Origin of the sequence: Knoellia sp. S7-12, from assembly GCF_040518285.1 — a bacterium.
GTDB lineage: Bacteria > Actinomycetota > Actinomycetes > Actinomycetales > Dermatophilaceae > Knoellia.
Window position 1 is genome coordinate 332,150 of sequence record NZ_CP155449.1, and the last position, 17,433, is coordinate 349,582.

19 protein-coding genes are annotated in these 17,433 nt (G+C 69.0%); 12 read left to right on the forward strand and 7 right to left on the reverse strand.

Going from position 1 to position 17,433, the window contains the following annotated elements:
• Positions 1 to 9 precede the first annotated feature (9 nt).
• Together V6K52_RS01605 and V6K52_RS01610 are read left to right on the forward strand one after the other, a co-directional pair.
• Positions 10 to 1,461 (forward strand): dihydrolipoamide acetyltransferase family protein, encoded by a 1,452-nt coding sequence (locus V6K52_RS01605; protein WP_353952164.1) that lies wholly within the window; start codon positions 10 to 12, stop codon positions 1,459 to 1,461.
• A 102-nt stretch (positions 1,462 to 1,563) separates the two neighbouring features.
• The gene (locus V6K52_RS01610) at positions 1,564 to 2,754 is read left to right on the forward strand and encodes an MFS transporter (RefSeq protein ID WP_353952165.1); all 1,191 of its coding nucleotides are present in this window, start codon (positions 1,564 to 1,566) and stop codon (positions 2,752 to 2,754) included.
• A gap of 102 nt (positions 2,755 to 2,856) precedes the next feature.
• On the opposite strand, the gene V6K52_RS01615 is transcribed toward V6K52_RS01610, so the two are convergent.
• The 3 genes from V6K52_RS01615 to V6K52_RS01625 are packed head-to-tail and all read right to left on the reverse strand — an operon-like array spanning position 2,857 to position 5,912.
• Positions 2,857 to 4,533 carry an MDR family MFS transporter gene (locus V6K52_RS01615; RefSeq protein WP_353952166.1) on the reverse strand — a complete coding sequence of 559 codons (1,677 nt, stop codon included), beginning with the start codon at positions 4,531 to 4,533 and terminating at the stop codon, positions 2,857 to 2,859.
• Entirely contained in the window at positions 4,530 to 5,003 is a 474-nt protein-coding gene (locus V6K52_RS01620; RefSeq protein WP_353952167.1) for a MarR family transcriptional regulator, read from the reverse strand. Before V6K52_RS01620 ends, V6K52_RS01615 begins: the two co-directional genes overlap by 4 nt.
• A 60-nt stretch (positions 5,004 to 5,063) precedes the next feature.
• Positions 5,064 to 5,912: a maleylpyruvate isomerase family mycothiol-dependent enzyme gene (locus V6K52_RS01625; RefSeq protein WP_353952168.1), complete on the reverse strand. Its 849-nt coding sequence runs from the start codon at positions 5,910 to 5,912 to the stop codon at positions 5,064 to 5,066.
• Positions 5,913 to 5,951: 39 nt separating this feature from the next.
• On the opposite strand from V6K52_RS01625, the gene V6K52_RS01630 reads away from it, so the two are divergent.
• The 5 genes from V6K52_RS01630 to idi are packed head-to-tail and all read left to right on the forward strand — an operon-like array spanning position 5,952 to position 9,945.
• Positions 5,952 to 6,755 (forward strand): UbiA family prenyltransferase, encoded by an 804-nt coding sequence (locus V6K52_RS01630; protein ID WP_353952169.1) that lies wholly within the window; start codon positions 5,952 to 5,954, stop codon positions 6,753 to 6,755.
• Positions 6,752 to 7,855, forward strand: coding sequence for a 3-oxoacyl-[acyl-carrier-protein] synthase III C-terminal domain-containing protein (locus V6K52_RS01635; protein WP_353952170.1), 1,104 nt, complete (start codon positions 6,752 to 6,754; stop codon positions 7,853 to 7,855). The genes V6K52_RS01630 and V6K52_RS01635 overlap by 4 nt, the downstream gene beginning before the upstream one ends.
• A 5-nt stretch (positions 7,856 to 7,860) precedes the next feature.
• Positions 7,861 to 8,394, forward strand: a complete 534-nt coding sequence (locus tag V6K52_RS01640) for an isoprenylcysteine carboxylmethyltransferase family protein (protein WP_353953839.1) — start codon at positions 7,861 to 7,863, stop codon at positions 8,392 to 8,394.
• The gene (locus V6K52_RS01645) at positions 8,387 to 9,409 is read left to right on the forward strand and encodes an NAD(P)/FAD-dependent oxidoreductase (protein WP_353952171.1); all 1,023 of its coding nucleotides are present in this window, start codon (positions 8,387 to 8,389) and stop codon (positions 9,407 to 9,409) included. Before V6K52_RS01640 ends, V6K52_RS01645 begins: the two co-directional genes overlap by 8 nt.
• Positions 9,406 to 9,945 (forward strand): isopentenyl-diphosphate Delta-isomerase, encoded by a 540-nt coding sequence (idi, locus tag V6K52_RS01650; protein ID WP_353952172.1) that lies wholly within the window; start codon positions 9,406 to 9,408, stop codon positions 9,943 to 9,945. The genes V6K52_RS01645 and idi overlap by 4 nt, the downstream gene beginning before the upstream one ends.
• Here idi and V6K52_RS01655 read toward each other — a convergent pair.
• Positions 9,896 to 10,342, reverse strand: coding sequence for an SRPBCC family protein (locus V6K52_RS01655; protein WP_353952173.1), 447 nt, complete (start codon positions 10,340 to 10,342; stop codon positions 9,896 to 9,898). The two genes, idi and V6K52_RS01655, sit on opposite strands and share 50 nt — an antisense overlap.
• Before the next feature lie 107 nt (positions 10,343 to 10,449).
• Between V6K52_RS01655 and V6K52_RS01660 the strand changes: the two genes are divergently transcribed.
• On the forward strand, positions 10,450 to 12,441 hold the full coding sequence (locus V6K52_RS01660; protein WP_353952174.1) for a cytochrome c oxidase assembly protein: 1,992 nt from the start codon (positions 10,450 to 10,452) through the stop codon (positions 12,439 to 12,441).
• On the forward strand, positions 12,441 to 13,250 hold the full coding sequence (locus V6K52_RS01665) for a carbon-nitrogen family hydrolase (RefSeq protein ID WP_353952175.1): 810 nt from the start codon (positions 12,441 to 12,443) through the stop codon (positions 13,248 to 13,250). Before V6K52_RS01660 ends, V6K52_RS01665 begins: the two co-directional genes overlap by 1 nt.
• A gap of 93 nt (positions 13,251 to 13,343) precedes the next feature.
• On the opposite strand, the gene V6K52_RS01670 is transcribed toward V6K52_RS01665, so the two are convergent.
• From V6K52_RS01670 to V6K52_RS01680, 3 genes are all read right to left on the reverse strand, one after another.
• Entirely contained in the window at positions 13,344 to 14,147 is an 804-nt protein-coding gene (locus V6K52_RS01670; RefSeq protein ID WP_353952176.1) for a PIG-L family deacetylase, read from the reverse strand.
• A 68-nt stretch (positions 14,148 to 14,215) separates the two neighbouring features.
• On the reverse strand, positions 14,216 to 14,596 hold the full coding sequence (locus tag V6K52_RS01675; protein WP_353952177.1) for a multidrug efflux SMR transporter: 381 nt from the start codon (positions 14,594 to 14,596) through the stop codon (positions 14,216 to 14,218).
• On the reverse strand, positions 14,593 to 14,916 hold the full coding sequence (locus tag V6K52_RS01680; protein ID WP_353952178.1) for a multidrug efflux SMR transporter: 324 nt from the start codon (positions 14,914 to 14,916) through the stop codon (positions 14,593 to 14,595). The genes V6K52_RS01675 and V6K52_RS01680 overlap by 4 nt, the downstream gene beginning before the upstream one ends.
• 112 nt (positions 14,917 to 15,028) lie before the next feature.
• Between V6K52_RS01680 and V6K52_RS01685 the strand changes: the two genes are divergently transcribed.
• The 3 genes from V6K52_RS01685 to V6K52_RS01695 all read left to right on the forward strand — a co-directional run bounded on the left by V6K52_RS01685 (position 15,029) and on the right by V6K52_RS01695 (position 17,164).
• Positions 15,029 to 15,412, forward strand: coding sequence for a MerR family transcriptional regulator (locus tag V6K52_RS01685; RefSeq protein ID WP_353952179.1), 384 nt, complete (start codon positions 15,029 to 15,031; stop codon positions 15,410 to 15,412).
• A gap of 4 nt (positions 15,413 to 15,416) precedes the next feature.
• Positions 15,417 to 16,799: an FAD-linked oxidase C-terminal domain-containing protein gene (locus V6K52_RS01690; RefSeq protein ID WP_353952180.1), complete on the forward strand. Its 1,383-nt coding sequence runs from the start codon at positions 15,417 to 15,419 to the stop codon at positions 16,797 to 16,799.
• 101 nt (positions 16,800 to 16,900) lie between these two features.
• Positions 16,901 to 17,164, forward strand: a complete 264-nt coding sequence (locus V6K52_RS01695; RefSeq protein WP_353952181.1) for a DUF6458 family protein — start codon at positions 16,901 to 16,903, stop codon at positions 17,162 to 17,164.
• The last annotated feature ends 269 nt before the right edge of the window (positions 17,165 to 17,433 follow it).

Genomic DNA, 17,433 nt, shown 5'->3' on the forward strand with positions numbered 1-17,433 from the left:
GGAGCTGCAATGGGTGTCCAACACTTCAACCTCCCCGACCCCGGTGAGGGCCTGCTCGAGGCCGAGATCGTCACCTGGAACGTCAAGGTCGGTGACACCGTCAAGGTCAACGACATCGTCGTCGAGATCGAGACGGCCAAGTCGCTCGTCGAACTGCCCATCCCGTGGGCCGGCACCGTGGCGGCACTGCACGTGAACGTCGGCGACGAGGTCGCGGTTGGCACACCGATCATCACCATCGACGACGGTCTGGGTGGCGGCGACGCGAGCGAGCCCCCCAGCGCCCAGGCGGCCATGGAGGTCGGTCCGGCCAACGCCGCCGCTGCCCAGCCGGATGAACCCGAGGAGGAGCCGGTCAAAACCCTCGTCGGGTATGGCCCCAAGTCCGGCTCGAGCTCGCGTCGGCCCCGCAAGGCAGTCGCGCCGGTGGCAGCGGCTCCGGCTCCGGCCCCTGCTCCCGAACCCGTTGCTTCGGCTGCCCCAACCGCTCCTGTCTCCTCGTCCGCGAAGGTGCTGGCCAAGCCGCCAGTGCGCAAGCTGGCCAAGGACCTCGGAGTCGACCTTGCTTCCGTCCCCGGTTCCGGTGACGGCGGCATCGTCACCCGGGCAGACCTTGAGGGGTATGCCGCAGGCGACCCTTCCGCTGCTGCCTCACCCGCCGCGTCGGCTGGGACCACAGCGGCAACCGCTGGCGGAAACGCCGCCAGCACACCGGCATACGCCGGCGGTGTCTTCGCCGGGGGCGAACGTGAAGTCCGGGTGCCCATCAAGGGTGTGCGCAAGATGGTCGCGCAGGCGATGGTCGGCAGCGCCTTCACCGCGCCGCACGTCACCGAGTGGGTCACGGTCGACGTCACGGCCACGATGGACCTCGTCGCGAAACTCAAGAAGGACAGGGAGTTCAAGGACGTCAAGGTCACGCCGCTCCTCATCCTCGCCAAGGCAATGATCATCGCGGCGCGTCGCAACCCCGGCATCAACGCGGCGTGGGACGAGGCGGCGCAGGAGATCGTCCTCAAGAACTACGTGAACCTCGGCATCGCGGCGGCCACCCCGCGCGGGCTCGTCGTCCCCAACATCAAGGACGCCGACCGGCTCACGCTGCGTGAACTGGCCGAGGCGATCGGTGCGCTCACGGCCACTGCTCGCGAGGGACGCACCCAGCCGGCAGAGATGTCGGGTGGCACGGTGACGATCACGAACATCGGTGTCTTCGGCATCGATGCGGGCACGCCGATCCTCAACCCGGGTGAGGCCGCGATCCTCGCGTTCGGCACGATCAACCGTCGCCCGTGGGTCGTCACCGATGCGTCCGGCGACGAGACGATCGTGCCGCGTTCGGTGACCACGCTCGCGTTGAGCTTCGATCACCGGCTCGTCGATGGTGAGCTCGGTTCGCGCTATCTCGCCGACGTCGCCGCCGTCCTCGAGGACCCCTCCCGCGCCCTCGTCTGGGGCTGAGCCCCAAACCTCTCGGTGATTGCATCGGCGGTGGGGTGATCACCCCACCGCCGATGCAATATCTCGTTCAGCGGCGGCATCCGCGCGTGGCAGAGTTGGGTCGTGCTCTCGACCTATCGCCCGCTCTTCGCAATCCCCGGTGCATGGCGGTTCTTGGCGGCGAGTGCGTTGTCCCGCGTCGGCGGCGCCATGTTCGGCGTAGCGATCATCGTGATGATCTCCACGCGGCGCGACAGCTATGGCCTGGCGGGGGCGATCTCGGCCGGTGGCATCGTGGTCCTGGCCGTGGCCGGGCCGATCATCGGTCGCCTCGTCGACAAGCGTGGGCAGCGTCGCGCCTCGATGCCGTTCGTCCTCATGACCTTTGTCGCCGGTCTGATCACGGTGGTCCTGTCGGCGGTCGGAGCACCGGCGTGGACCCTCTTCGTCGGGTATGCCGTCTCGGCCTTCCTCCCGGAGATGGGCCCGATGTCCCGGGCGCGGTGGGCGCACCTCCTGCAGGACGAGCCGGACGCCCTGCACGCCGCGATGTCGCTCGAGCAGGTGGTCGAGGAGGGTGCGTTCGTCCTGGGACCGGTGCTCGGCGTGCTGGCCGCGACGATGCTCTTCCCCGAGGCTGGGTTGCTGCTGGCCTACATCATCTTCACGGTCGGCGCGGTGCTGTTCCTCCTCGAGCGCAGGTCGGAGCCACCCGTCATCCCCCACGACGAGCGCCCCCACGGGCTCGCGATCCAGCGGCCCGGTGTGGCCGCGGTGGGTGCAGCCCTGTTCATGGTGGGTGCGGTGTTCGGAGGCAATGAGGTGGTCGCCGTGGCGGTGGCCGATGAGGCCGGTCGCACCGGCATGAGTTCGGTCATCCTCGGTGCCTTCGCGCTGGGTTCGGCCTTGTCCGCCATCGTCTTCGGCACCCGCAAGTTCACTGGCTCCATCGCGCGACGCTTCGTCTGGTGCGCGCTCGCGATGTTCCTCCTCGAGCTCCCCGTGCTCTTCATCAACGACCTCTGGGGGCTCACCGCGATGATGTTCATCGCCGGATCCGCGACAGCACCCACGCTCATCACCGGCATCACGCTCGTCCAGCACCTCGTGCCACGGGCCTTCATCACCGAGGGCATGGCCGTGGCGATCACCGGCCTGCTCGTGGGACTGGCCTCAGGAACTGCCCTGAGCGGCATACTCGTCGACCGGTGGGGCGCTCACGAGACCTATGCGCTCCCGGTCGCCGCCGCGCTCATCTCGGCGCTCATTGCTGCCGCGTGGGGCCGCAAGATCGGCCGCGCCATCCGCGCCTGACGTCCCCAACTCCCCAATTCCTCCCCTCCGGGACGCGACACACACGGCGTGTCTGTCCCGGAGGGGAGGAATTGGCGAGTTGGGCACACCCCCGGCGGGGTGTCAGCGGGCGGCTGCGTCGGCTGCGGCCTCGGCTGCGTCTGAGTCGGCGCGCTCCTGGTAGGCCGACCCCTTGCGGAGCTCGACCTCGGGCAGGAACCACATCACGATGAAGCCGATGACCATGACCGCAGCGCCGACCAGGAACACGTGGTCCATCGCCTCGGAGAAGCCCATGAGGAACGGCTTGGCGAGACGCTCGTCGAGGTTGGTGAGGAACGAACTGTCCTGCAGCACACCGCTGCTGGCCGCCGCAGACCCTCCGGCCTGAGACTCAGCGAGCTGCTTGGCGAAGGCTGCGTTGGCCGGGTCGCGCAGCGCCTCCTGGAACTCGGGGGTCGGCGCGACCGCCCTCATGGCACCCGCGATCTTGTCGGGGACGAGCGAGAAGAGGATCGACAGGAAGACGGCGGTGCCGATGGTGCCGCCGATCTGACGGGTGAAGGTCGCGGTCGACGTGGCCACGCCGATCTGCTGCGGTGGCACGGCGTTCTGCACAGCGAGCGTGAGCGGCTGGAAGTTGAAGCCGAGGCCCAGACCGAAGAAGACCATGACGACCATCGTCTGCCAGAGCGGGGTGTCGAAGTGGACGAAGTGGAAGGCGAAGAGCGACACCATGAGCAGTCCGACGCCCACGACCGGGAAGATTCGGTAGCGGCCCGTGCGGCTGATGATCTGGCCCGACACGATCGAGCCGGACATGATGCCGAGCGTCATCGGGAGGAGCAGCAAGCCAGCCTCGGTCGGTGACGCGCCCTTGACGATCTGGAGATAGAGCGGGAGGGAGGCTAGCCCACCGAACATCGCGATGCCGATGAGGACCGATGCGGCTGATGCGACACCGACAGTGCGGTTGCGGAACATCGCGAGAGGGAGGATCGCCTCCTCGCCCATGCGCGCCTCCTGCCAGAAGAACGCGGCGGCGCCGAGGGCACCGATGGCGTAGCAGGCGATGGCGTAGCCCGAACCCCAGCCCCACTCGCGACCCTGCTCAGCGACGAGCAGCAGTGGCACCAGCGACACCGACAACAGCGCGGCGCCGATCCAGTCGATGCGGTGGTTGAGCCGGGTGTGCCGCAGGTGGAGCGTCTTGGTCACGAGGACGAGCGCGCCGATGCCGATGGGGACGTTCACGAGGAAGACCCAGCGCCAGCCGGTGATGCCGAAGATGCTGTCGGCGCCGGCGAGGAATCCGCCCACGACCGGACCGAGCACCGAGGACGTGCCGAAGACGGCGAGGAAGTAGCCCTGGTACTTCGCACGCTCACGGGGAGGCACGATGTCGCCGACGATGGCGAGAGCGAGTGAGAACAGGCCACCGGCGCCGAGGCCCTGGACTGCTCGGAACGCCGCGAGCTGGAGCATCGAGGTCGAGAACGTGCAGAGGATCGAGCCGATGATGAAGATCGTGATGGCCGTGATGAAGAACTTCTTGCGGCCATAGATGTCGGACAACTTGCCGTAGAGCGGGGTGACGATCGTGGCCGTGATGAGGTAGGCGGTCGTCGCCCAGGCCTGGTGCTCGAGGCCCTTGAGATCGTCGGCGATGGTGCGGATCGACGTCGCGACGATCGTCTGGTCGAGCGCGGCGAGGAACATGCCGGACATCAGCCCGATGAGGATCGTGACGATCTGACGATGGGTGAGTGGCTGGTCCGGTGCGGAGGTGGTGGCGGTCATGCGAGGTCCTTGGACGTGAAGAGAGGGTGGGCTTCGACGTCGTCGGCGAAGCGGGCGAGGAGCGAGTCGAAGGTGGCGAGGTCTGCGTCGGACCAGTTCGTGACGACCTCGGCGAGCCAGCCGTTGCGGCGGGCGCGGATGTCGATGAGCATCTGCCGTCCCTCATCGGTGAGGGTGAGCATCTGGGCGCGACCGTCGCTGGGGTCGGCGACCTTGGCCACGAGACCCTGTGCGACAAGGGTGCTCACCTGGCGGCTCACGGTGGAGATGTCGAGGTGGACGCGCTCGGCGATCTCGGACAACCGACGCGGTTCGTCGAGCAGATTGAACAGCAGCGGGTAGCCGATGGGATCGACCTTGGGGTGCACGCGCGGCGCGCGCTGCTTGACCACGCTCATGAGTTTCATGGTGCGGACGAGAGCGTCACCGAACGCGGAGCGAGCGTCCATCGATTCTGTTGCTTGCGGCATACAAGCAAGTGTGCACCCATATAGTTGTAGAGCGCAACTGTCGTGCCGGGCGACGCTCGGTCAGGGAGCGAGGACGAGGGCGTCGAGGACGCGCCGCGCCACCTCGTCGTCGCCGACCACGGTGTAGTGCGTGTCGGCCGTAGCGACCCGACCGGCGGCGCGTCGTGTCGCGGCCTGCGTCGACAGCGTGATCGTCGTGTTGACCACGTCGGGGTGCACCAGGGTGTCGCCGGAGAAGAGGGGTATGCCGTGGGGCTTCCCGTCATGCTCCTCCACCCTCACGCCGGCCCGGCTCACGACCGGCCCGGTGAGGTCGAGGATGACGGCCTGCCCGGGCGGGACCTGCGCCGTGCGGGCGACCACCTTGGGCAGGGACGCAAAGATGATCTTCACCGTGAGGGCGGCGCTGGCGCTGTCGAGGTTGCCGGGGCGTCCGATGGCCCCGCGGATGTCCTGCTCGTGGACCCACAGGTCGAAGATCCGGGTCTGCATCAGCCCGAGCAGCGTCGTTGGCCCGAGCGGGCCGACCGCCGGATCCTCCGGTGACGTCGACTCGGCCTCGAGGTGGGCGATCCGTGAATGCGACAGGCTCTCGAGCTCTTCGAGCAGTTCGTCGAGGGAGCGGTCACGCCGGGACTCGAGGTACTTCTCGACAACGGCGCCGAGCCCGCTGCGGATGTGGGCGCGTCCGCTCACGTCAAGGTCAGGAACCGACTCACCCTGCACCCAGGCCTCGAGGCTGACGACGTGCGCGAACTGGTCCTTCACGTTCCAGCCGGGGCAGTCGGTCTCGCGCTCACTGTCGCCCTTGCGCAGGGAGTGGCCGAGGTCGAGGATCGCCTGCACGGTGTGGGCGTAGGCATCAGTGAGGCCGGCGAGGTCCTCGGGTGCGGCCGGATGAAGCGTCATGGATCCGACCTTAACGAGTCGATGCCTAGGGTGAGTGTCATGACGGCCACCGGTGTGAGACTCGTGCGGGCAGCCCACATCGGTCCTGCGCTCGCCGTGACCGTGCTGTCCGCCCTTCTGGGCCTTGCTGCCGACCTCTCCCTGACCCTCATCGCGATGGTCGCCACGGCAGTCCTTGCAGGTCAGCTGTCGGTCGGATGGTCCAACGACCTGCGCGATCGCAACCGTGACGCCGCCGTCGGGCGCTCCGACAAGCCACTGGCGAGTGGGGAGTTGAGGGTGCGAACCGTGCAGGTCGCCTGCGCCCTGGCCGTCGCCGCGACCGTGCTCCTCTCCCTCCTGTGCGGCCCGCTCGCCGGGTCCGTGCACCTCGTCTGCGTGGCCTCCGCCTGGACCTACAACCTGTGGCTCAAGGGCACGATCGCGTCCTGGTTGCCGTATGCCGTGTCCTTCGGCGGGTTGCCGATCTTCGTCGAACTCGTGGGGGGTCAGTTGCCTCCGGCCGAGGTCGTCGTCGGCGGCGCGCTGCTCGGTGTCGCGGCCCACCTGCTCAACACCGTGCCCGACCTGGCGCAGGACGCGGCCACTGGGATCCGGGGCCTGCCGCATCGCCTCGGGGCTCGCGCGAGCGTCCTGCTCGCGGTCGGCCTGCTGGTCACCGTGACCGTCCTGCTGCTGCTCACGGACTCGATGTCGGCACGGCCGGATCCCGCCGTCGCCGTCGTCGCGGGCCTCGTCGTGGCAGTGTTGGCAGTGCTCGCGCTGGTCGGCACCGGACGGGCGCCCTTTTATGCCGCTGTCGGGATCGCGTTCACGGACGTGGTGACCTTGGTGGTCCGATGAGCCGTCCCGCTGAGACCGAGGGAACCATGCACACCCGTCTGCTGTCCGTGGGGACGTCTCTCCCGCCGCACCATCATCAGCAAGGTGACATCACCGACGCCTTCGCCCGCGTCGTCGTCGAAGCCGGTGCCAGTGAGCGGCTGCTGCGTTCCGTGCACGCCAACGCCGGGGTGGATGAGCGTCACCTGGTCCTGCCTCTCGAGGACTACGAAGGTCTCGGTGGTTTTGACGAGGCCAACGACCTCTTCCTCGACCATGCTGTTGCGCTCGGCGCCCGCGCCCTCGAGAAGGCACTGGCGGGAGCGGGGTTGGTGCCCGCCGACGTCGATCTCATCGTGTCGACGACCGTGACTGGACTGGCCGTGCCGTCGCTCGACGCGCGCATCGCGGCCGTCGTCGGGCTGCGCGAGGACGTCAAGAGGGTGCCGATGTTCGGCCTCGGCTGCGTCGCCGGCGCCGCGGGTGTCGCACGACTGCACGACCACGTCCTGGGTCACCCGGGCGACATCGCCGTCCTCGTGGCGGTCGAGCTGTGCTCGCTGACCGTCCAGCGAGATGACACCAGCGTCGCCAACATCGTCGCCAGCGGCCTCTTCGGTGACGGCGCCGCTGCTGTCGTCGTCGGCGGCCCCGGCCGCGACTCCGCCATCGAGATCGTCAGCAGCCGCAGCCGGCTCTATCCGGACAGCGAGCGCACGATGGGCTTCGACATCGGCGCCTCCGGGCTGCGCATCGTGCTCGACGCCCAGGTCCCGACGATCGTCCAGCGCTACCTCGGCGATGACGTCGACCGCTTCCTGGCCGACCACGGACTCGTTCGCGACGACATCGGCTGGTGGGTCTGCCACCCCGGTGGCCCCAAGGTCATCGACGCCGTGCGTGACAGCCTCGGCCTCACCGACAACGACGTCGCGCTCACCCGGGCCAGCCTGGCGCGGATCGGCAACCTCTCGTCGGCCTCGGTGCTTCACGTCCTCGCTGACACACTCGCCCTGCGCCCACCGCTGCCGGGGACTCACGGCGTGCTCCTGGCCATGGGGCCGGGCTTCTGTTCCGAGCTCGTCCTGCTGCGCGCAACCGGTGACGCAGGTGGCTCGTGAGCACCCTGACCGCCTTCGTCGTGCTCGTCCTCCTCGTCGCGGTCGAGCGCCTGGTGGAGCTGGTCGTCTCCAAGCGCAACGCCGAGTGGAGCCTGTCGCGAGGTGGTGTGGAGACAGGGCAGGGGCACTACCCGGTGATGGTGGTGCTCCACACCGGCTTCCTCGTGGCGATGCTCGTCGAGGCGTTCGTCCGCTGGCCCGTGGTGCCGGCCGCGCTGGCGTGGTCCATGCTCGCGGTCGTCCTCGCCGCGCAGGTCCTGCGCTGGTGGTGCATCCTCACCCTCGGTCGTCGGTGGAACACCCGCGTCATCGTCGTCCCCGGGATGGCGCCGGTGCGTTCTGGTCCCTACCGCTGGCTGAGCCACCCCAACTACGTCGCCGTCGTGGCGGAGGGAGCCGCGCTGCCGCTGGTCCATGCCGGATGGGTCACGGCTCTGGCCTTCACCCTCGCCAACGCCGTGCTGCTCACGGCGCGCCTGCGCGCCGAGAACGCCGCGTTGGCGACGCTGCCCTCCCTGGAGGACGCCAACGATGCGTGACCTCCTCGTCGTCGGTGGTGGCCCCATCGGTCTGGCCACTGCCCTGTATGCCGTCCGCGCCGGTCTCGACGTGACCGTCCGCGAGCCTCGGACGGGAGTGATCGACAAAGCGTGTGGTGAGGGGCTCATGCCGGGGGCGGTGGCATCGCTCCAGGACCTCGGGGTGCACCTCGAAGGGTCTGCGATCACCGGCATCCGCTATCTCGACCGCCACCACCACGTCGATGCCGCGTTCGCTGCGGGAGTCGGGATGGGGGTGCGCCGCACGGTGCTTCATGCCGCGTTGAGCCAGGGCCTTCGCTCGGCGGGTGTCAGCGTGGTGGAGACGCCGGTGGCTCAACTCGAGGACCGTGGCGACCACGTGCTGGTTGACGGCGAGCGCGTGCGCCACGTGGTCGCAGCCGACGGGCTCCACTCGACGGTGCGCCGACTCCTTGGCCTAGACGTGCCGAGGCCGCCGTCACGTCGCTACGGCCAGCGGGTGCATGTCGAGTGCGCGCCCTGGACCTCGTTGGTGGAGGTGCACTGGGCCAGCTGCGGGGAGGCCTACGTGACACCGGTTGGCCCGGGTGAGATCGGGGTCGCGGTGCTGAGTGCGCAGCGCCGCCCCTTCGAGGAGCTGCTCACGGAGTTCCCCCTCGTCCGGGAACGGATCGCGGGATGCACTCGGTCGTCGGTGCGCGGCGCCGGTCCGCTGCGCCAGCGCTCGCGCCGCCGGGTGCAGGGTCGGGTGCTGCTCGTCGGCGATGCGGCTGGCTACGTTGACGCGCTCACCGGAGAAGGGCTCGCGGTCGGCATGGCGCAGGCCCGGGCGGCGGTGGACGCGGTCGCCTCGGGTGACCCGGCGGCATACGAACAGGCATGGCGACGCATCCGCCGACGCCACGACGCCCTCACTCTCGGTCTCGTCACGGCAACCCGTCTCCCGCTGGCGCGACGGGCTCTTGTCCCTGCGGCGCGGATCGCCCCCGCCCTGTTTCGAGCCGCAGTCAACCAACTCGCGCGGCCGGCATGATCACCCCACCCGAGGACGAGCGGGTCGTTCTCCTGGCGCAGGACGGTACGCCCATCGGGTCGGCTGCCAAGAGCGAGGTGCATCACCGCGACACCCCTTTGCACCTTGCCTTCTCCTGCTACATCTTCGACCCGCAGGGCCGGCTGCTCGTGACCCGGCGAGCGTGGTCGAAGCGGACCTGGCCGGGGGTGTGGACCAACAGCTGCTGCGGTCACCCGGCGCCGGGCGAGTTGTCCGCCGACGCCGTGCGTCGGCGCGTGACGCAAGAGCTGCGGACCGAGATCGTCGAGCTGCGGGTCGCGCTGCCCGACTTCCGCTATCGAGCGGTCATGGCCGACGGCATCGTCGAGAACGAGGTGTGCCCGGTCTATGTCGCCACCTGTGAGGACCCGGCCTCTGTCTCGCCGGACCCGGCCGAGGTCTCCGAGCACGCGTGGGTGGACTGGCTGGAGTTCCGCGAGGAGGTGCTCTCGGGGCGACGCGAGGTCAGCCCGTGGTGTCACCTGCAGCTGGCCGAGCTTGAGCGAGATCTCTGATCCGCCGCAGGGCGAGCCACAGGACCGGTGCATAGGCCGGGGCCCACCACGGTGCCGTCATCTCGACGCGACACCCTCCCTCGTGAGCCCGCACGGTGTGCCCAGTGGCATGCACGCCAGCAACCCGCCATGACCAGTGACGGACGCGGCCCGTGTCCTGCCAGGCGTCGATCCGGAACGTGACCGCAGGGCCCACGGAGGTCCACACCGTTCCGGTGGCATCAGGGCCGATTCGTCCTCCCCGCTCACTTCCCACATCGACCCCGTGGACGCGAGCCCGGCGCACCGTCGGACCCCACCGGGGCCACTGGTCGACCTGGACGAGCAGGTCCCACACGGCATCGGCCTCTGCGGCCACGTCGAGCCCGACGGTGAGAGAAGGCGGTGAGAACTTCATCCTCCCAACTCTCGCACCGACCCGGCCGCGCCGTAGGCCGGACTCAGCCCCGCCTGCGCGCCGGGGCACGATCCCACCCGCGAGGAGGTCTGCCTACGCTGTCTGGCATGAGTACCGCTTCCGCTGCCGCCCGCACCCCCTTGGGCCCGGTGGCTGTCGTCACCGTCAGCGGACTGGTCGTCACCCTCGTCGCCGCGTCACTGGCGGGAGTCCTCGCGCCGCTGGTGCTCGATGACCCCGGGCCCGTCGTGCGCTGGGCACTGCCGCTGGCCCGCGTCGTCAGCGACCTCTCGTCGGCCGTCACCCTCGGACTGCTCATCCTCGCGGCCTTCCTCGTCCCGGAGCGGCACACGACCGAGCGCCGCATCCAGGCGTCGCGCCTGGCCGCCGTCACCGGAGTCATCTGGTTCGTCTCGGCCGGTCTCGGTGTCTTCCTCACCTTCGCCTCTCTCGCCGGCCTCGGGCTGAGCGATCCCGAGCTGGGCCAACAGTTCCTCACCTTCGTGTGGTCGCTCGAGGTGACCCGGGTGCTGTCGATCTCCACGGCGGTGGCGCTCGTCGTCACCGCTGGCGCGCTGCTCGCCCGGACGCGCCCCGCCTACGCGTGGCTGGCCGCCCTCGCCCTCGGCGGCATCGTCATCGTGGCCCTCACCGGTCACTCGGCCGGGAGCGCGAGTCACGAGGACGCCGTCAACTCGCTCGGTGTCCACCTCATCGGGGTCACCGTGTGGGTCGGCGGTCTCCTCGCCATCGCCCTCATGCGTCCGCGCATCGGTCAGGATCTCGGCGCCACCGTCTCGCGCTACTCGGTGCTCGCCGGGTGGTCGTATGCCGCCGTGGCCGTCACCGGGTTGCAGCAGGCCGTCATCCGATTGGGTTCCTTCTCCGGGATCAGCTCCGCCTATGGCGCGATGATCGTCGCGAAGACCGCGATCATTGTCGTGCTGGGCATCCTTGGCTGGCAGCAGCGCCGCCGCGTCATCGCGAGCATCGGCCGGGCCGGCAACGGCTTCGCCCGCCTCATCCTCCTCGAGCTCGGTCTCATGGCCGCGGCCATGGGACTCGGGGCCGTCCTCGGCCGCACACCGCCGCCCGTGCCCGACTCGGAGCAATCCCCGAGCGCCGTCCTCGCCATCACCGGCTTCCCCGATCCCGGTCCGATGCAGGCCGCTGACTGGTTCACGGCGTGGCGGCCGAACTGGCTCATGGTCGCCATCGCTGTGCTCGCCGTCGCCCTGTATGCCGTCGGCGTCGTTCGCCTCCAGCGGCGCGGAGACGCGTGGCCGGTGCACCGGACGATCCTGTGGACCCTCGGCTGGATCGTGTTCATCTGGGCGACCAGTGGGGCTCCTGACATCTGGGGCCGCGTCCTCTTCTCGGTTCACATGGTCATGCACATGATCGTCGCGATGGTCGTACCGCTTCTCCTCGTCCCGGCGGCACCGTTGACCCTCGCTCTGCGCGCCCTGCCGTCACGTTCGGACCGCACGTGGGGTCCGCGCGAGGTCATCCTCCAGGTCGTGCACTCGCGCGCGCTGAAGGTCCTTGCCAACCCCGTGGTCGCCGCCACCCTCTTCTTCGGCAGCCTCGCGGCGTTCTATTGGTCACCGCTGTTCGAGCTGGCGCTGACGACCCACTCCGGGCACCTGCTCATGCTCGCCCACTTCTTCATCACGGGATATCTCTTCACGTGGGTCCTCATCGGCATCGACCCCGGACCGCCGAAGTGGTCACCCGCCATGCTGCTGCTCATCCTCTTTGCGACGATCTCGTTCCACGCCTTCTTCGGGGTCGCCCTCACCGGCACGAAGTTCGTTCTCGCTCCGGGTTTCTTCGAGCAGATCAACCTCCCCTGGGGGCCGCAACTGCTCGCCGACCAGGAACGGGCGGGTGAGATCGCGTGGGGCTTCGGTGAGGCGCCGACGCTCATCCTCGCGATCCTCGTCGCGCGACAATGGTTCAGCCGCGACCGTCAGGAGACGGTGCGGCTCGATCGTCAGGCCGATCGAGACGACGACGCGGCACTGCGTGCCTACAACGCGCGCCTCGGCCGGCTCGGCGACCAGACCAAGAACGACGGGACCAAGGAGAGCGACTGATGCGCATCGCAGTCATCCAGCTGGGCTATGGCGACGACGAGTCCATGCCCGAGCGGGTCGAGCGCGTCACGTCGCTCGTGCGTGGGGTCGCGGACGAGCGCCGCCCCGAACTCGTCGTCCTCCCCGAGTTGTGGGGTCCGACCGGCTTCGACTACCACCGCTGGGAAGGGCTGGCTGAGTCCCTCGACGGCCCCTGGGCCAAGGCCATGACCGAAGTCGCTGCCGAGGCCGGTGTCACGCTCCACGCCGGGTCGTTCATCGAGCGCCTGCCCGAGGCCGGGCCCGACGGGCGAACGCTCGCCAACACGTCTGTCCTCGTCACTGCGGACGGCGAGCGGACGGCATACCGGAAGGTTCACCGTTTTGGCTTTGGCTCCGGCGAGCCCAAGCTCCTTGAGGCCGGCACTGAGGTTGTCACGGCCCAGATCCCTTCTGGCACAGGCGATCCCGTCACTGTGGGATTGTCGACGTGCTACGACCTGCGCTTCCCAGAGCTCTATCGCCAGCAGCTCGATGCCGGTGCGCAGGTCTTCGTCGTCCCTGCCGCCTGGCCGGCCGCCCGGGTCGAGCACTGGACCCTGCTGGGGCGCGCGCGTGCCGTCGAGGATCAGGCTTTTGTCGTGCAGTGCAACACCGTGGGCACGCACGCCCGCACCGTCATGGGCGGACACAGTCAGGTCATCGCCCCCACCGGCGAGGTGCTGGCCGAGGCCGGCACCGACGAGGAGGTGCTCGTCGTCGACATCGACCCGGCGCTCGTCACGAGCACCCGCGAGAGCTTCCCCGTCCTGGCCGACCGCCGCCTCTGACGTCGCCCCAAACTTTGCTCCCCATGAGGGTTCCCGCTGGGTCCGGAGGCTGATTCACCCTCCGGATCCAGCAAGAACCCTCCGGTCGGACGGTCAGGCCTCGAGGTCGGCGAACGGCCAGGCGTCGACCATGCCCGGCTCGCGCCCCGGCTCGATGTAGAACTCGGTGCCGAACCAGGCGAGGAAGATCTCGGGCGGCAGCTGCAACATCATGCCGACGTCGCTCACCTGGCTGGCATGGGACGCGAGCGCCTCCCGCTTGGACTCGATGTCGGGCGACACGTCGACGCGCCAGTGGATCTGCGCCTCGGGGGTGCCGATCGGCTCACCGTCCTCCATGGGCTGGTCAGGGTCGAATCCGCCCTCTTGGCCGGCAGCCTGAGCGGCCTGCCAGCCGACCCGCATCGCGTCGCGGTTCATCGTCGTCTCGAGCAGTCGGGGGCGCTGGGCCGCAAGATCGGCAGCCCGGTAGGCGACCTTGTGCACCTTGACGTGGTCGGGGTGGCCGTAGCCGCCGTGCCAGTCATAGGTCACGAGGACGTCAGCGTCCTCCTCGTTGAGCACGTCCACGAGCCGGCTCGCAGCCTCGTCGAGGTCGGCGCTGTGGAACGACTGCTCGTGAGCGTTCTGCTCCCAGCCGTGCATGCCCGAGTCGAGATAGCCGAGCCACACGATGCGCTCGACACCGGTCACCACCGCGGAGGCCTCGGCCTCGCCGCGACGGAACTGCGCCAGCGTCGTGCCCTCGGCCAGATCCTCGGGCGCGCTGCCGTGCTCGCCGCCGGTGCCGTAGGCGACGACGACACGGTGGCCTTCACGGGAGAGGCGGGTCATGGTGCCGGAGGTCCCGGAGGCCTCGTCATCGGGGTGGGCATGGAGGAAGACGATCGTGGCCATGGCATCAATCCTCTCCCAAGGCACTGACACCGACGCAACTGCATTTGGCACGGCAGCGCTTCGTGCCCTCAGGCGTCGCTGGTGGGACGGTCGGAGAGCTTGAGCCACACGACGCCGGCGATGATGACGGCCAGCCAGATCACCTGGGTCGAGGAGAGGTTCTCGTCGAAGAAGACCGGGCCGAGGATGGCTGCACCGACCGCACCGATGCCGGCCCACACGGCGTAGCCGATGCCGATGTCGATGGTGCGCAGAGCGACGCTCAGGGCAAACAGGGTGAGGAGGAAGAAGGCCGCGCCCACGAGGGACCAGGTCAGGTGGGTGAAGCCTTCGCTCCCTCCGACGGACAGGGCGTAGCCGACCTCGAAGGCACCGGCGAGGAGCAGGACGAGCCAGGCTCGCGCCTTGGCGGTTCCGACAGATGAGTCGGTGTCACGGCGTTGCGTCATGCCGCACCGCCGCTGAGCTGCAGACCGACGACTCCACCGATGACGGCGACGATTCCGAGTGCCTTGCGCCAGCCGAGTCGATGCCCGAAGAAGAGGGCGCTCACGATGACGATCCCGACACCGGCCACGGACGTCCAGATCGCGTAGCCGACGCCGACGTCGAAGGTGAGCAGCGCCTGGCTCAGGAAATAGGTGGCGATGGCGCCGCTGGCCAGGGTCCCGACCGTCCACGAGGGTTGGGTGAAGCCCTTCGCCCTGTCGGCGCAGATGGCCACGGTGATCTCGAAGATGACGGCGATGCCGAGGTGAAGCCAGTGCACGGTGGTTCCTCTCAATGCGGCGCACCCCTCGTGGGTGCGACCCCCCTAGCGTGGAACCTCACACCGGTGTCAACTGCAAGACTGAGGGCCGAGGACTGGATGAAGGAGGACGATGCGCATCGGAGAACTCGCTGAGGCCAGCGGTGTCAGCGCGCGGTCGCTGCGCTACTACGAAGACCATGGGCTCATCCGCTCAGAGCGCACGTCTGGTGGGTGGCGCGATTTCGAGTCCTCGATGATCGATCGCGTCGTCCTGATCCAGCACCTCTTCGCGGCCGGTCTGGGCAGTGCCACCATCAACGAGCTCCTGCCCTGTCTTGAAGCGCCGCCCGAGGGCCGCACTGGTGTCATGGAGCAGCTGCTCGCCCAGGAGCTCGAACGGTTGGAGGCCAAGCGGCGAGACATCGACCGTGAGATCGACACCCTCAACGCGCTGCGTAGCGACGCTGTCTCCCCCTGGGCTCGAGACGTGAGTCAGGTCGACTTCCTAGGATGACCGGGTGACCGATCGCAGCGCTGCCATCGCCGAACTCGTCGCCTCCTTGCCGGAGGGGGTGGTGGCAACGACGCCGGAAGCGCTCGAGAAGTACCGCCAGGACTGGGCAAGGGACCCCGATGCCGGTATGCCGTGTGCCACGGTTCGTGCCGAATCGGCCGAACACGTCCAGGTCGCCGTCCGCTGGGCGGCGAGTCACGGCATACCCGTCGTTCCGCGCGGAGCGGGCAGTGGCCTGAGCGGGGGAGCCTCGGCCGTCGAGAGCGGACTCGTCGTCAGCCTCGAGCGGATGACCGCCATCGAGATCGACCCGGCCGCGCGCTGCGCTGTCGTCGAGCCAGGTGCGTTCAACGCCGCGGTCAAGAAGGCCGCCGCCGAGCACGGCCTCTGGTACCCGCCGGACCCGTCCTCGTTCGAGATCTGCTCCATCGGCGGCAACGTCGCGACCAACGCGGGCGGACTGTGTTGCGTGAAGTACGGCGTGACGACCGACTACGTCCTCGGCCTTGACGTCGTCCTTGCTGACGGGCGGCTGATCACGTTGGGGGGCAAGCGAATCAAGGACGTCGCCGGCCTCTCACTGCTCAAGCTCTTTGTGGGCAGCGAGGGGACCCTGGGCATCGTCACGCGAGCGACGTTGCGGCTCATTCCTGCTCAGCTCGCCCCGTCGACCCTCGTCGCGACCTTCGACTCCGTGCGTGCGGCTGCCGAGGCCGTCGTCGCCATGGGGCGGGTCGTGCGCGCCTCGATGGTCGAGCTCATGGACCGGCCGACGGTGAACCAGGTCGAGAACTTCGCACCGATGGGACTCGACCGCGAGCGCGCTCTCCTGCTCGTGCAGTCCGATGCGCCCGAGGGTGCCCGCGCGGGCGAGATGGACGTCATCGAGAAGGCCTGTCTGGCGGCCGGCGCCGTCGACGTCTTCGTGACGCACGATGCCGCCGAGGGTGAGTCCTTCGTCCGGGCTCGCCGCCTCGCGTTCCCGGCGGCCGAGGCCGCCGGGTCGCTCCTGCTCGAGGACGTCGGGGTGCCGGTGCCACTGCTCCCTGACCTCGTCGCGCGGGTCGAGCAGATCGGCCTCGACCGCCGGATCGACATCGTCTGCGTCGCTCACGCCGGTGACGGCAACACCCACCCGATCGTCATGTATGACGCCGCCGACGCGGACTCGACCGCTCGGGCCCGGGCGGCCTTCGAGGACATCCTCATGGCGGCCATCGAGCTCGGCGGGACGATCACCGGAGAGCACGGAGTGGGTCGTCTCAAGCGAGGCGCGCTCCCGGCGATGCTCGGTCCTGACGTCATGGAGCTCAACTGGCGGATCAAGGACGCCCTCGATCCGGACGGGCTGCTCAACCCCGGAGCCATCCTCATCCCTCGACGCTGATTCAAAAAGGCCCTGCCGCAAATCCGCAGGTCAGAGGCTTTGTGGGCTTAGAATTGAGCCGATCCGGGCCCCTGTCCCGGACCCGGCCACAAGGAGTGACCATGTACATCGGACTCGGAATCGTCCTGCTGGTACTCGGTGCCATCTTTGCCTTCGACGTCATCACCGTGGACATCCCAGGCATCGATCAAGGCGCCCTCGGATGGATCCTGCTTGCTGCAGGTGTCCTCGCCATTCTGCTCTCGCTGGTCATGCGCAGCCGCACCCGCCCGACGGGCTTCACGACGACCCGCTCCGAGCAGGTCGACCCGGCGTCAGGCTCGCGCATCGAAGAGACCCACGTGGACCCGGACCGTCGTATCTGACGCGAGCACACGGCATACGCGCAAAGGCCCCGGAGACCACGCGGTCACCGGGGTCTCGTGCGTCCGGGGAGTGCTCCCCATCGACAGCAGCGTCGGGCGCTGGAAGGGTTGGCACCAAGGCGGATCGGGGGATCTGCCAGCTCGGAACCGGGATGACGAGCGACAGCTCGGGGCGCCTGCTCCTGGAGGGGGGTGCAGGCGCCCCGCCCCCTGTCCTGTCCACCGGTCCGACGCGCTTTCTCGAACCTCGACCACGTGTCGGGATTGAG

Coding starts and splice junctions, on each gene's coding strand:
- V6K52_RS01605 (WP_353952164.1), top strand. CDS start 10: ATGGGTGTCCAACACTTCAACCTCCCCGACCCCGGTGAGGGCCTGCTC.
- V6K52_RS01630 (WP_353952169.1), top strand. CDS start 5,952: ATGACGGCCACCGGTGTGAGACTCGTGCGGGCAGCCCACATCGGTCCT.
- V6K52_RS01615 (WP_353952166.1), bottom strand. CDS start 4,533: ATGACCGCCACCACCTCCGCACCGGACCAGCCACTCACCCATCGTCAG.
- V6K52_RS01655 (WP_353952173.1), bottom strand. CDS start 10,342: ATGAAGTTCTCACCGCCTTCTCTCACCGTCGGGCTCGACGTGGCCGCA.
- V6K52_RS01665 (WP_353952175.1), top strand. CDS start 12,441: ATGCGCATCGCAGTCATCCAGCTGGGCTATGGCGACGACGAGTCCATG.
- V6K52_RS01670 (WP_353952176.1), bottom strand. CDS start 14,147: ATGGCCACGATCGTCTTCCTCCATGCCCACCCCGATGACGAGGCCTCC.
- V6K52_RS01695 (WP_353952181.1), top strand. CDS start 16,901: ATGTACATCGGACTCGGAATCGTCCTGCTGGTACTCGGTGCCATCTTT.
- V6K52_RS01625 (WP_353952168.1), bottom strand. CDS start 5,912: ATGACGCTTCATCCGGCCGCACCCGAGGACCTCGCCGGCCTCACTGAT.
- V6K52_RS01645 (WP_353952171.1), top strand. CDS start 8,387: ATGCGTGACCTCCTCGTCGTCGGTGGTGGCCCCATCGGTCTGGCCACT.
- V6K52_RS01620 (WP_353952167.1), bottom strand. CDS start 5,003: ATGCCGCAAGCAACAGAATCGATGGACGCTCGCTCCGCGTTCGGTGAC.
- V6K52_RS01675 (WP_353952177.1), bottom strand. CDS start 14,596: ATGACGCAACGCCGTGACACCGACTCATCTGTCGGAACCGCCAAGGCG.
- V6K52_RS01635 (WP_353952170.1), top strand. CDS start 6,752: ATGAGCCGTCCCGCTGAGACCGAGGGAACCATGCACACCCGTCTGCTG.
- V6K52_RS01685 (WP_353952179.1), top strand. CDS start 15,029: ATGCGCATCGGAGAACTCGCTGAGGCCAGCGGTGTCAGCGCGCGGTCG.
- V6K52_RS01660 (WP_353952174.1), top strand. CDS start 10,450: ATGAGTACCGCTTCCGCTGCCGCCCGCACCCCCTTGGGCCCGGTGGCT.
- idi (WP_353952172.1), top strand. CDS start 9,406: ATGATCACCCCACCCGAGGACGAGCGGGTCGTTCTCCTGGCGCAGGAC.